Annotated in this window: 13 protein-coding genes and 1 other RNA gene; 9 read left to right on the top strand and 5 right to left on the bottom strand. The window is 39.2% G+C overall.

Translation table 11 applies throughout. The features are described 5' to 3' along the window. Positions 1–100 precede the first annotated feature (100 nt). From FDK13_RS30300 to trmD, 8 genes are all read left to right on the top strand, one after another. Positions 101–1,018, top strand: a complete 918-nt coding sequence (locus FDK13_RS30300) for a DUF2279 domain-containing protein (RefSeq protein WP_137343767.1) — start codon at positions 101–103, stop codon at positions 1,016–1,018. A gap of 98 nt (positions 1,019–1,116) precedes the next feature. Beyond that, the gene (locus tag FDK13_RS30295) at positions 1,117–2,100 is read left to right on the top strand and encodes a Smr/MutS family protein (protein WP_137343766.1); all 984 of its coding nucleotides are present in this window, start codon (positions 1,117–1,119) and stop codon (positions 2,098–2,100) included. Then, the gene (locus FDK13_RS30290; protein WP_229216284.1) at positions 2,048–3,538 is read left to right on the top strand and encodes a DUF4403 family protein; all 1,491 of its coding nucleotides are present in this window, start codon (positions 2,048–2,050) and stop codon (positions 3,536–3,538) included. The genes FDK13_RS30295 and FDK13_RS30290 overlap by 53 nt, the downstream gene beginning before the upstream one ends. Positions 3,539–3,641: 103 nt before the next feature. Continuing rightward, an RNA gene (rnpB, locus tag FDK13_RS30285) (RNase P RNA component class A) lies at positions 3,642–4,037 on the top strand. 55 nt (positions 4,038–4,092) lie between these two features. Next, a complete protein-coding gene (locus tag FDK13_RS30280) occupies positions 4,093–5,616 on the top strand; it encodes an OmpA family protein (protein WP_137343765.1) in 1,524 nt (507 codons plus the stop codon). Between the two features lie 141 nt (positions 5,617–5,757). After that, entirely contained in the window at positions 5,758–6,333 is a 576-nt protein-coding gene (locus tag FDK13_RS30275; protein ID WP_137343764.1) for a 30S ribosomal protein S16, read from the top strand. Positions 6,334–6,425: 92 nt separating this feature from the next. Beyond that, a complete protein-coding gene (gene rimM, locus FDK13_RS30270; RefSeq protein ID WP_137343763.1) occupies positions 6,426–6,992 on the top strand; it encodes a ribosome maturation factor RimM in 567 nt (188 codons plus the stop codon). Then, positions 6,982–7,656 carry a tRNA (guanosine(37)-N1)-methyltransferase TrmD gene (gene trmD / locus FDK13_RS30265; RefSeq protein WP_137343833.1) on the top strand — a complete coding sequence of 225 codons (675 nt, stop codon included), beginning with the start codon at positions 6,982–6,984 and terminating at the stop codon, positions 7,654–7,656. Before rimM ends, trmD begins: the two co-directional genes overlap by 11 nt. A 38-nt stretch (positions 7,657–7,694) precedes the next feature. Here trmD and FDK13_RS30260 read toward each other — a convergent pair whose 3' ends face one another. Together FDK13_RS30260 and FDK13_RS30255 are read right to left on the bottom strand one after the other, a co-directional pair. After that, entirely contained in the window at positions 7,695–8,138 is a 444-nt protein-coding gene (locus FDK13_RS30260; protein ID WP_137343762.1) for a GNAT family N-acetyltransferase, read from the bottom strand. A gap of 51 nt (positions 8,139–8,189) precedes the next feature. Next, a complete protein-coding gene (locus FDK13_RS30255; RefSeq protein ID WP_137343761.1) occupies positions 8,190–9,221 on the bottom strand; it encodes an RluA family pseudouridine synthase in 1,032 nt (343 codons plus the stop codon). A gap of 59 nt (positions 9,222–9,280) precedes the next feature. Between FDK13_RS30255 and FDK13_RS30250 the strand changes: the two genes are divergently transcribed. Next, the gene (locus tag FDK13_RS30250; protein ID WP_229216283.1) at positions 9,281–10,240 is read left to right on the top strand and encodes a 1-aminocyclopropane-1-carboxylate deaminase/D-cysteine desulfhydrase; all 960 of its coding nucleotides are present in this window, start codon (positions 9,281–9,283) and stop codon (positions 10,238–10,240) included. A gap of 8 nt (positions 10,241–10,248) precedes the next feature. Here the strand turns inward: FDK13_RS30250 and FDK13_RS30245 are convergent, their stop codons facing one another. From FDK13_RS30245 to FDK13_RS30235, 3 genes are all read right to left on the bottom strand, one after another. Further along, on the bottom strand, positions 10,249–10,638 hold the full coding sequence (locus tag FDK13_RS30245; RefSeq protein WP_137343760.1) for a type II toxin-antitoxin system VapC family toxin: 390 nt from the start codon (positions 10,636–10,638) through the stop codon (positions 10,249–10,251). Then, complete coding sequence (locus FDK13_RS30240) at positions 10,617–10,832, bottom strand: hypothetical protein (RefSeq protein WP_137343759.1); 216 nt, start codon at positions 10,830–10,832, stop codon at positions 10,617–10,619. The genes FDK13_RS30245 and FDK13_RS30240 overlap by 22 nt, the downstream gene beginning before the upstream one ends. A gap of 100 nt (positions 10,833–10,932) precedes the next feature. Continuing rightward, on the bottom strand, positions 10,933–13,179 hold the full coding sequence (locus FDK13_RS30235; RefSeq protein WP_137343758.1) for a monovalent cation:proton antiporter family protein: 2,247 nt from the start codon (positions 13,177–13,179) through the stop codon (positions 10,933–10,935). Positions 13,180–13,205 lie beyond the last annotated feature (26 nt).

The raw sequence follows: 13,205 nt of genomic DNA, 5'->3' as shown, positions 1-13,205 counted from the left end.
AGGTCATCTTCTTAAAACCTTAAAATTAATGAAGTTATAAATCAACAATTTTCTGATCGGGCAAAAACTAAAATCTTAAAGCTCCTTTCGGTACTTTTTAATGAGATATTTTAAACATATACGCGTTCTTTTTTTTATCTGTTTGCTGCTATCAGGCCAGCGTCTTTTGATGGCGCAGGGAGCAGAAATGGTCACAGATTCCACCACCAAAGTTGTCCCGAATTATAAACTTTTACATGGCATTTTTGCAGCCCAGTCGGTGCTCTATTTAGGTACCATCTATGGACTAAGTAAGTCATGGTACAAAAACCCCCTGACCAACTTTCGGGTACAGGATGACACTTATGAGTGGCTTCAAATGGACAAAATGGGGCACGTTTACACATCCTACCAAATTGCCCGCCACACTGCTGAAATATATAAAAAGACAGGTATTTCAAAAAAACAGATGATGATATATGGCGCTATTTCCGGTGTCATTTTTCAAACTCCGATTGAAATTCTGGACGGCTTTTCACCGGACTATGGTTTTTCTCCGGGCGATATGGTCGCGAATCTAACAGGTTCAGCTATCTATTTAGGTCAAATCGCACTTTGGGATGAAATCAGGATACAACCGAAATTTTCTTTTCATTTTACTTCACTCGCATCCCAGCGCCCTAATCTGCTGGGAAGCAAACCGACTGAACGCTGGCTGAAAGATTATAACGGACAAACCTATTGGTATTCAGGTAGTCCCCGCTCGTTTTTCAAGCATAGTAACTGGCCGCCCTGGTTATGTTTTTCAGTTGGTTACGGTATTCAGAATATGATTTCCGCAGATCCAAAACAGAGTACGGAACTGGGATATCGTCCTTACCGGCAATATTATTTTTCTCTTGATATTGATCTTACTAAAATCAAAACCAAAAGCAAATTTGTAAGAACAATTGCTTTTTTGGCTAACTCGTTAAAAATTCCGGCACCTGCGCTTCAAATAAGTAAAAAAGGACTGGATTTTCGACCGTTATATTTTTGATTGAATATTGAATCAGAGGCTGGATCATAAGAAAGAAGTAACTTTGTGATGACGGAAGTTTTGAAAACATATCGTCATTTGAATTAAATTGAATAATTATGAATATTGGAGATAAGGTAAGACTGGTACATGGCCGTGAAGAAGGAATTGTTTATGCTTTTTTGCCGGGCAATGTTATAGAAGTAGAGATTGAAGACGGTTTCCGTATTCCTGTGTTGCGTAATGAGTTAGTTACGATCTCGCCTGTTGAATCACAACGGTTGAACAGAACTCCGGCCGGACAAACGATAGCACCGCAACGAGAAAGAATTGCACCCCGTCAGGTTGCATTTTCGGAAAAGGGAATTTATATCGCTTTTGTTTCCATTAATGATAAGGCTGTAACACTGCATATTATCAACAATTCAGACTGGACGTTGCCTTTCAGCGCAACCACGCAATTTGAAAATGTGCATATGGGACTTTCTGCCGGTGTTTTGCAGCCAAGAACTTCCCAGAAACTGACAGAACTACAAATGAAAGACTTTGAAAACTGGCCGGTTTTTGCTTTTAATCTATTGTATTTCAGAGAAGGAACTTTTGATGCGTTACTGCCATTTCAAAAGAAAATAAAATGCCGTGCACAGTCTTTTTACAAAAGTAAAGGACCGGCACCGGTAATTGGAAAAGATGCTTTTGTTTTCCAACTGGATGAAGAAAACGTTAAGAAAGAAGAAGTTGTAGTAAAAGCGGATATTCAGGAGCAACTTCGCACAAGCTTAATGGGTGGCTCAACAACGTCTAAAATTGAACTGGAAAAACCGGAAGGTGTTGTTGATCTGCATGTTGAGAAAATCGTTGAAGATCCTTCAAGATTGTCGAAAGACGAAATATTGAAAAAACAACTTGCTACTTTCGAAACGAGTTTGGAACAGGCAATCGGGAATGGAATGGATGAAATTACGTTTATTCATGGTGCAGGAAGCGGCGTATTGCGTGATGAATTGCACCGCAGACTGAGCAAAAATCAGCATGTTCAGTATTTTAAAGATGCTCAAAAAGAAAAATTCGGATACGGTGCAACGCTCGTTAAAATTAAATAATCGCTTTAAGCGTATAACCTGGTTCTTTTTATTGGCAGGAATCGGACTGAGTCAATGGCAATGTCGTCCCAAAACCACTACGCCTAAAAAACCTATGGAGGAATATTTGTATTCAGACACAGAAATTCAGAATGAAAAACATCTGTCGGTAATAAATTTACCCATAGAAATGCCCATTGCTGAGCTGCAATCGCAGATTAATAGCCAGATCAAAGGTTTGATATACGAAGATGACAGCTATGAAGATAATGGTGGCGATAACCTGAAAGCAAAGGTTTGGAAGTTGAGCCCGATTCGTGTTGTTGCAAAAGATTCTACTTTTTTGTTTGAAGTTCCTCTTAAAATCTGGGTTAGCGCAGGTTATAAAGTGAGTCCTTTGGGATTGACTTTATCCGGTTATAAGGATACTGAGTTTTCAATAAACATCCGTCTTATTTCAAAAATCGGTATTTCACCAGACTGGAAGCTGAAATCGGAAACATACGTGGATAGCTTCGACTGGATCACAGAGCCAAATGTGAAAGTGGCTGGCATTAACATACCGATTAAAAGTATGGTAAGCCGTATGTTGAATAGGAATTTTGAAAAGATAACAGATGCTATTGATCAGCAGGTTACGGGTAGTATTGAGATAAAGAAATATGTAGAAGCGGCCTGGTTACTTGCCCGTCAGCCTGTTTTGCTTTCGAAAGAATTTGATACCTGGCTTGTCGTAACACCCACCTCCATTGTGATGACGCCGTTAATGGCAAGTAATAATATTTTACGTGCTTCGATCGGGATTAAAGGTTATACCCAAACGATAACTTCCGCTGTAAAACCAGTCATAAAACCTGCGCCAAAACTTCCTGATTTGCAGATAACAGATAAGGTTTCCTCTGATTTTCGGGTTGGATTAATAAGCCTGGTCTCGTATGAAGATGCTGCACGCCTCGCAACGGCTCAATTTGCCGGACAGAAATTTTCATTTTTGGGAGGAAAATATAACGTTGAAGTTACTTCCATTGAAATGTACGGTCAAAATGAGAGGCTTGTCATTAAAGCCGGTTTGAAAGGAAGTATGAACGGAAGTATATTTTTGAAGGGAATTCCGTATTATGATCCGGTTTCTCAAAAATTGTCTTTAAAAAATCTCGATTATGATCTTGATACAAAAAGCACAATTATCAAGACTGCAAATTGGCTGTTGCAAGGGAAGTTTACCAAAATGATGGAGCAGGAAATGGTCTTCGGAATAGGAAGTCAGATGGCTGAAGCTAAAAAAAGTATCCAACAGACACTTTTAAATTATAAAGTTATGGATGGCGTACAATTGAAAGGCTCATTGGCTGAGATTACTCCGGATAAGGTTTATTTGACCCCAAAACACATTTATTCCGTAGTTTTTGCTCAGGGTAATGTCAATTTGCGTGTAGAAGGATTGCGAAGTTTTGAGTAATTAATTCACTTGTCAAGTAAACAAATGCCATATTTTTTACTTTTTATGGTATATTGACTGCTGATCAAAGGAAAGTATTTCTTAGCTTTGTGGTCAAGTGAAAGGAATAAGCCGTCCTACCGCTGCGGTGAAAGCCGGAGAGGAAAGTCCGGACAGCACAGAGTGCCGTACTTCCTAACGGGAAGGCAGTGGATTGGTGACGATCAGCTGACAGCAAGTGCAACAGAGAATATACCGCCTGGCACATTTTTTTATGTCAGGTAAGGGTGAAAAGGTGGAGTAAGAGACCACCGCTTCAAAGGTGACTTTGAAGGCACGGTAAACCTTACGGGCTGAAAGATCAAATAGGTGTTAATTTGTGGGGCTGCTCGCCTCCGTTTTTCGGAACATTAGCACGGGTAGATCGTTAGAGGTTTTGAGTGATCAAAATCCTGGATAAATGGTAGGAATTCCGGTGAAAACCGGGATACAGAATCCGGCTTACAGGCTTTTTCCTTTTTCTGCTTTTTAGTAAATAATTAATGAATAATTGAATCACATAACTAGTGTTTCCCATGAAGAAAAAGAATCTTTACATTGCTTTAGTTTGTTTGTCACTAATGAGCCTGGATGCGTTGGCTCAAAAAAACCGAACGTATGATGGACCAAATAAGATGAATACATGGTCTATCTCAGGATATGGTGGCATCACAAAATTCTTTGGTGATTTGAAAGAATACGATTTCAAAAGAGGCGATCATGAAAATCTGACCGGTGCATGGGGGCTCTCCATTAACAAACAATTATCTCCAATTTTCGGTGTTCAGCTTACCGGTTACAACGGTTGGTTGCAAGGATCGAAAAAAGGTGTGACGGTTCCTAATCCTTCAAATCCAGCACTTACTAATACTTATGATGCTTATTTTACGAGTCCATCATTCGTTCAGGTATCGTTAGACGGAACTGTTAATCTTAACCGTTTGCTTTTTGGATATAAAAAATTGCGCAGATGGAAAGTAGATGCTCATTTGGGAGCCGGTATTATGTATTATCATACGGATGTTACTGCTACAAACACTGCAACAGGAAAAGTTACAAAACTTTCTTCTAACACAGACGGAAGTTCTAAAACTGCTGGTACCTGGGATCGTAACGGTTCTACATACACTCGTGAGTGGGTAATGCCAGCTGGTTTGGCTGTTCATTATGAACTGTCTCCACGTTTTGATCTAGGTCTGGATTATACTTACACATATGTTAACACAGAAAAACTTGATTTGACTGTTGGTAACAGAACGGATTACGAAACACAAACTGGTTTGTGGACATTCCAGAAAGGTGATTCAAAAAATGACAGATGGGGAGTTTTGCAAATTGCATTGACTTACAAATTGGGTAAAAATGCTGTAATGGCTAAAAAAGGTAAATACGATGCAGGTAGCGGACGTTACCATTTGCGTTGGGCTGATCCAAAAGCTTTGATCCCTGTTCCTTACAATCCGACAATGAACGATGCTGATTCAATTGCAAAAGCAAACATGCCAAAACCAGTTGATCCTCGTCTTTATACTGATACTGATGGCGACGGTGTTGCTGACTTATTTGACAAAGAACCAAATACTCCTGCGGGAAGCGTAGTTTCAGGTGGTGGTGTTGCGATGGATCTTGATAAAATCATCAGAGATGCTATCAAAAATAATTTGCCAAAAGACGAATGCGAGGCTTTATTCAGCAATATCGAATTTGATACTGACAAAGCGATCATCCGTGACGCTTCGAAAGAAACGATGAGCAAAGTGATTGAATTGTTGAATATTCGTACAAACTGCCGTATAGTTCTTGTAGGACATACTGATGCTCGTGCTTCTGATTCTTATAACATGGCTCTTGCCCGTCGTCGTGTGGATGCTGCGAAACGCTTCCTGGTTCGTCAGGGTCTTAAAGACACTAGCAGAATTTTGATCGAGTATTTCGGCGAGTATCGTCCAATTGCTGAAAACACAACAGTTGAAGGACTTCAGTCTAACCGTCGTGTTGAAATAAAGATTTTGCCAAACAACACATTGCGTTCAACATATCCTGCTGGTTTCCAGAAATAACAGGTATTTGACATAAGAAAAAAGGGAGGTGATTATTCACTTCCCTTTTTTTATGTTTAATGATTATTGAACCAAAAATTTTATGTAAATTTGCACCCTGTTTAATTCAGGGACGAGTTCCCTCTCATAACAAATTCAATAATGGCAGTTAAAATTAGATTAGCGCGTCGTGGACGCAAACAAAAAGCGATTTATGATATCGTAATCGCAGATGCCAGAGCACCACGTGATGGTCGCTTCATCGAAAAGATTGGTAGCTACAATCCTGGAACCAATCCTTCATCCGTTGTTTTAGATACAGCTAAGGCTGTTGACTGGTTGCTTAAAGGTGCTCAGCCAACGGATACAGCTCGTTCAATCCTGCACCACGAAGGTGTAATGCTTCGCAAGCATTTACAAGTTGGTGTAATTAAAGGAGCAATTGGTCAGGACGTTGCTGACGCACGTTTTGAAGAATGGAAATTGTCTAAAACTGATCGTAATGTTTCTGCTGCAGATTCATTAACTCAAAAATTAGATACTGCAAAACAATCTAAATTGGATGCAGAACGTAAAGTAAATGAGTCACGTGCAGAAGCAATTGCTAAAAAGAATGCTCCTGTAGTGGTTGAAGAAGAAGTTGCTCCGGAAGAAGTTTCTGACGAAGTTGCTGCTGACGAAACTGCGGCAGACGCTTCTGTGGCAGAAGATACTAATGAAGCACCAGCTGCTGAATAATTTAGTAGAACATACTTTCTTTATGGGTCTGTCGGTTTACCGTGCAGACTCATATTTGTTTTAAGGATACCAATAATTAAATCAATAATACTTTGACACACGATAGCAGTTTTTTGCTGGGCTATATCGTTCGTACACATGGTACGTCCGGGGATGTCGTTATTTTTCTGGATGTAGATTATCCGGAAGATTATGAAGATCTTGATTCTGTTTATTTCGACATAAAAGGGGATTTGGTCCCGTATTTTATTGAGCGTTTTAATTTGCAGAAACAGGCTAAGGCGATTGTAACGTTTGAAGACGTTAACACAATTGAAAAAGCGCAGGCTTTGGTTGGTACATCGCTTTACCTGCCGCTCGATTCTCTTGCTGAATTGGAAGAAGAAGAATTTTATTACCATGAGATCAAAGGTTATACAGTGATCGATGAAGTAAAAGGAGAATTGGGAATCGTTCGGGAAGTTTATTCTCTAAATGGCCAGGATTTAATTTCCATGGATTATCAGGGCGTTGAAGTCCTGATCCCGACAGCCGAAGATATCGTTTTGAAGGCTGATAAAGAAAATAAGAAATTAATAGTGAATTTGCCGGAAGGTTTGCTGGAAGTTTATCTGGAAAACGGTTCTGATAGCGATAATACTCCTGATGATGCGGATTGATATCATTTCCTGTGTCCCCAGCCTTCTAGATAGCTTTTTTGCACACTCAATCCTCAAACGTGCGCAGGAAGGAAAGTATGTGGAAGTGGTTGTTCATGATTTAAGAGACTTTTCCGGGAACAAACACCGTTCAATCGATGATTATGCTTTTGGCGGAGGTGCCGGTATGGTTTTACAAATCGAACCAATCGCCCGTTGTATCCGTGCTTTGCAGGCTGAAAGAACTTATGATGAGGTTATTTATCTTACTCCGGACGGTGAACTGATGGAACAGAAAATGGTAAATCAGCTTTCTCTAAAAGGTAATCTTATTATGTTATGCGGCCATTACAAAGGTGTTGATCAACGTGTCCGTGATATTTTTATTACCAAAGAAATCAGTATTGGAGACTACGTTTTGTCAGGAGGTGAACTGGCAGCGGCGGTTCTTGCGGATTCGATTATTCGTTTGTTGCCAGGTGTTCTAAACGATGAAACTTCTGCTTTAACAGATTCTTTTCAGGATAATTTATTGGCACCGCCGGTTTATTCACGTCCATCAGATTTTGAAGGAAATGTAATTCCGGAAATATTAATGTCTGGTCATGAAGCCAAAATTGAAGAATGGCGATATGATCAATCAATCAAACGGACTAAAGAAAGAAGACCGGATTTACTTAAATAGTAGATCCGGCCTTAATGGCAAATGTATTTTTTATCTGATCAAAAGTCCAGGTTACAGTTGATCCATTCGTCATCAAAGTTTGTACCGTATTTTCGGTAAAAACCGACAGCAGACGTATTCCAATCCAGAACCTGCCACATCATTCCGGTACATCCGGTTTTTTTTGCGGCAACAACCGTAGCATCAAAAAGTATTTTCCCGATCCCGTTTCCGCGCATATCCTCCGTCACAATGATATCCTCCATGTACAATCTCTTTCCTTTCCAGGTTGAATAGCGGTAATAATACAGGCAAAGGCCAATGATCTTAGAATCATCCTCAGCAACAAAAAAATTGAAAAGGTTTTCCTTATAATCACGTGACATTTTATCTACGTTATTACTAACCTGATCCAGCGCTCTTTCAAAAATAGCAAGCTCTTTTACGAGTTCGAAAACGGCGGGTATATCTTCCAGTGTACCTTGTCGGGTAGAAATATTCATGAGTAGGTTATTATTTGAACGATTGAATAAGTGCTTATTGGTTAAATTATACTACTGGTACTTGACAAAATTCTCCCATTTATCAACAATGGCTTGAAAATTTTCAGGGAGCTCCGTATCAAATTGCATCCATTCTTTTGTTGTCGGATGTATAAAACCCAGCGACTTTGCATGCAAAGCCTGTCCGGGTAGTAATTTAAAATTATTTTCTACAAAAACCTTAAAACTGCCAGTGGTTCCGCCACGTAAAACTTTATCTCCGCCATAAACGGAATCATTAAAAATCGGATGGCCTATATGCTGCATATGTGCACGGATCTGGTGCGTTCTTCCCGTTTCAAGATTACATTTGATCAGGGAAACGTAGCGCATTGGTTTTAAAGTCTCATAATGTGTTACTGCATGTTTTCCCTGAGAACCGTCTTCGTAGATATCCATCACACGCCTGTCCTTTACGCTGCGCCCGATATGGCCTGTTATTGTTCCTTTATATTCTTTTGGTTCTCCCCAGATTAATGCGTTGTAAGTTCTTTCAATCGTATGATCTGAAAATTGTTTTGCCAGAAAAGTCATAGCAAATTCAGTTTTCGCAATCACTAACAATCCGGAGGTATCTTTATCAATGCGGTGAACCAAACCTGGCCGGCCTTCTCCACTTCTTCCGGTTGGCAGATTTTGAAAGTGATAAACCAGTGCATTAATCAATGTTCCGGTCCAGTTTCCAAAAGCCGGATGAACGACCATGCCGGTTGGTTTATTGACCAATAGCAAAACGTCATCTTCATAAATAATATCCAGCGGAATATTTTCAGGAATAATTTCGGTATCACGAGGTGCATTGGGAAGCAACAGCGTAATGACATCGAAAGGTTTTACTTTATAACTTGATTTGACAGGCAAACCATTTACTTTTACAGCTTCTGCTTCAATCCCGTTTTGTATTTTTGTACGTGAAGCGTTGGCGACGTGAACATTCAAAAACTTGTCAAGCCGCATGGCCGTTTGCCCTTTGTCGGCAACAATACGGTAGTGTTCAAATAAATCGTCTTCGTCGGCACTGTTATCTATTTCGTCTGCGAGCATTTGATCTGGTGTAATATGAAATGTAAACGGTGGGATTAGCTGATTTTAAATCAGTAATCTTGAAGTTTGCATCAAGAATTTTCAATCTAAAAACAAAATTACCAAAATTCGTGGACTTACTGGTTCCTTCCTTACCAACACCTCTTCAGGAAATATCGGATACGGTTATTTTACGGGCTGGTATCAGACTTTTTATCAAACGTGATGATTTAATCCATCCAACCGTTTCCGGAAATAAATGGCGGAAATTGAAGTATAATCTTCAACAGGCCAAATCCAAAGGTGCGACGACTCTATTAACTTTTGGTGGTGCTTTTTCCAATCATTTGTATGCAACAGCGGCGGCTGGGAAATATTCAGGTTTTGAAACAATTGGTATTGTCAGAGGAGAAAATCCTGGTGAAAAAAAATCATCAACTTTGAAATTCTGTGAAGAGCATGGGATGAAGTTGCATTATGTTTCGCGGGAAGAATATAAACTCAGAAACTCGGAAGATTATTTAAGCTATATCAAACAACAATTTGGAAATCCATTTACGATTCCGGAAGGTGGTACTTCGGAATTTGCGCTAAAAGGTGTGGAGGAAATGACAGTAGAAGTTGATCAGCAATTGGGGAGAATCCCGGATTATTATGCAGTAGCTGCGGGAACAGGCGGAACTGCTGCCGGAATTCTGTCTGCCGGAGCTCATGTGCTGGCATTTTCAGCATTAAAGGGCGGATCTTTTTTGGAAAATGATATTTTGAATCTGGGTGGTGAAAATGATAAGCGCGGACAATTGAAACTATTTACCGATTATCATTTCAAGGGTTATGCAAAATACACACAAGAACTACTCGATTTTATATTGATGTTCAAAAAGCAGCATGGAATTCAGTTGGAGCAGGTTTACACTGGCAAGATGCTTTTTGGATTATATGACTTGATTGAAAAGGGATATTTTAAAACCGGGGATTGTATTGTGGCGGTTCATACGGGTGGTTTGCAGGGGCTTTTGGTGGAGTTGAAGGAGGATTGATTTTGTTTTTATAAATCATAAAGATTGATTAAAGTCAACCCTTCTATATTCTTAAAATCCGAAATATTTCTGGTAATAAGAGAGTAATTATAAATTAACGCCGTTGCGGCAACAATTGCATCGGGAAGTTTTATTTTGATTTTTTTTCTTAAATCAATGGTTTTATCGACGATTTCATCACTCAAATCATAAATGTAAGAATCATTTATAAAATTAGTAAGCAGACTATAATGCTCATCTGTTGTATTGAATCCTAAAATCTCAATTTTGCTGATTACTGACAAATTGGGGATTTCATCAATAACATCTCCAAGAAAATTGAGCCCAGAGATTGGCAGCTTGTCATTTAAAAAGTCTATGACCGCATTGGTATCAATTAGGTATTGCGATTTTCCCATTCTTCCCTGCTTTGAGTTACATATTTTTGAAATTCATTAGCAACATCAGATGGTAACTTACCGGCGTATTTTTCCGAAAGTTTTGGTTTTGGCTGACTGTCTGTTTTCAAAAGTTTAATAATATGCAAATCTTCAAGATCTTCGAGAAGTTTGTAAGCTTTGCTATTTGTTATTTGAACAAGTACTGTTTCCATTTATAAATCGGTTGAATTGATTACATCAAGTTACAATTATTTTGGAGCGTGGGCAAATTTATGCGAATAATGATTAATAGTAACCAATGATTCATTATTCCTACCAAATACTATCCTTCCTCTGAATATAATCCTTAATCAAATCCTTTTCTCCCGCAACCCACAAAACATCTTCTTTCTCGATGATAACGGAAGAATCCGGATTAAGAATTCTCTCGCCGTTCCTTTCCAGCCCAACCACCATGCCATGTGTTGATTCACGGATCTGGCTATTTCTGATAGATTTTCCGATAATATTAAATTCACTTTTAACCTCAATTCTCTGAAGCGTTATTTTATCTTCCTGAGCGAGGTAAGCTTCACCATTTCTGCTGATTTCTACGTGACCACGGAAACTATCCAATTGATCATCAGTTCCAATAACCTCAATTCGGTCATAAGGATATAAAACCTCGGTCGGGCGGGGGAGTTGAATTGTTTTGGTACCACGCTCGATAAGCACAACATTAATTCCAAAAGTTTCACGTATTGCCAATTGCTGCAAACTTTTCCCAATCAAAGACGAATCGGGGCTCACTTCCAAAAAGGCAAAATGTGCGTCCCACGGTAATAATATTTTTTTTGATTTTCCGCTTCCTTCCAGTTGTCTTGCATTAAGGTTTTGAAGGAATCTGTCTTCAATTTTGCTGTAAAATAATTGAAGACGTTGATAGAATATTCCCACGGCCAGTACCATAATCCCGCCGGCAATCATAAGTGCCGTTGGTGTTTCAAAAAATGAATCAAGGAGGAATGCCATCAGAATAATTCCGATTAAAACTCTGGATAATTCCAGAAGTAACAATGGTCCACGACTATATTTTCTGCTTAGCCAAAGTGCGGAGTAAGCTTTTCTATTGGATCTTTTAAAAATTAACGCCCAGATAAAGGGGGAGATAAATAAAAAGGTTAGTCCGAAAAATGCAGATAGTGTTACATAGGTTTTAGGAACCCGCTGGAAAACCTGTGGAGCAATCTGGCGCGACATAATTGACACGATGCCGATAATAACCACTGAATTTAAAATAACGGTTTGTGCGTAAGATTGAAGGATTAAATTCCAGTGTGTGGTTTTGGCAATCGTAGCAGTACTTGTGCTGTAACGATTCAATCGATTTCTCCATGACTCTGGCAAATGTTTGTCAAACCATTCATAAAATGGCTCTGATGCTTTCATCATATAAGGTGTGGTGAAAGTTGTGATCACGGAAACACCAACTGCGATCGGATAAAGAAACTCACTGGTAACTTTTAACGACAATCCAAGGTTGGCGATGATAAAAGAAAATTCGCCAATTTGAGATAAACTCATACCGGCCTGAATTGATTTTTTTAAAGGCTGACCGGAAATGACGGCGCCCATGGTAACATAGGTTGTCTTTCCTAAAATCACTACAAAAACTAAAATCGCAGTTGGTACAGCGTACTCAACCAACAATTTTGGATTGATCAGCATTCCAACGGAAATAAAGAAAATAGCTCCGAAAAGATCTTTTACAGGTTTAAGAAGATGTTCGATTTTCTCTGCGTGTGTAGTTTCTGCCAATATTGAACCCATGATAAAAGCGCCCAAAGCCGCTGAAAATCCGGCCTTGGTTACCAGAAAAACCATCCCGAAACATAAGGCAATGGAAGTAATCAAAACACTTTCATCATTCATCAGATTTCGGAAACGACGGAGCAGGGTAGGGAAGATGAAAATTCCTCCCAGAAACCATAAAATAAGGAAAAAGAAAAGTTTTGCGATAGATTCCAGCATTTCCATTCCGGCAAATTGCTGACTGATCGAAAGTGTTGAAAGTAAAACCATTAATAAAACAGCAGTCAAATCTTCAATAACCAGTATGCCGAAAACGACGCTGGTGAATTGCTGGGTTTTTAAACCGAGCTCTTCAAAAGCGCGGAAAATAATGGTTGTTGACGATATGGCTATAATTCCTCCCAGAAATAAACTGTCAATTTTACTCCATCCCAATAATTGTCCGGTTACAAATCCGGTTACCAGCATTAAGGTGACCTCAAAAAGTCCGGTAATGGCGGCTGTACTACCAACTTTCACAAGTTTTTTAAAACTGAATTCTAAACCCAGATTAAAAAGAAGAAAAATAACACCGATTTCTGCCCAGATTTCAATGGTTTTGATATCAGTGATGGTTGGGAAAATCGTGAAGTTAGGACCGACTAAAAGGCCGGCAAGAATGTATCCTAAAACAATGGGCTGTTTTAATTTTTTGAAAATGATGGTAATAATACCAGCCATTGTCAGGATTAACGAAAGGTCTACAATTAGCTGTGGAACATGGGTCATTGGGTACTGGTATTTCGCGGAAAATA

Source organism: Dyadobacter frigoris, from assembly GCF_005280585.1.
Lineage (GTDB): Bacteria > Bacteroidota > Bacteroidia > Cytophagales > Spirosomataceae > Dyadobacter > Dyadobacter frigoris.
Note: the sequence above shows the minus strand (reverse complement) of the source record. Positions and strands in the feature narration are given on the sequence as shown.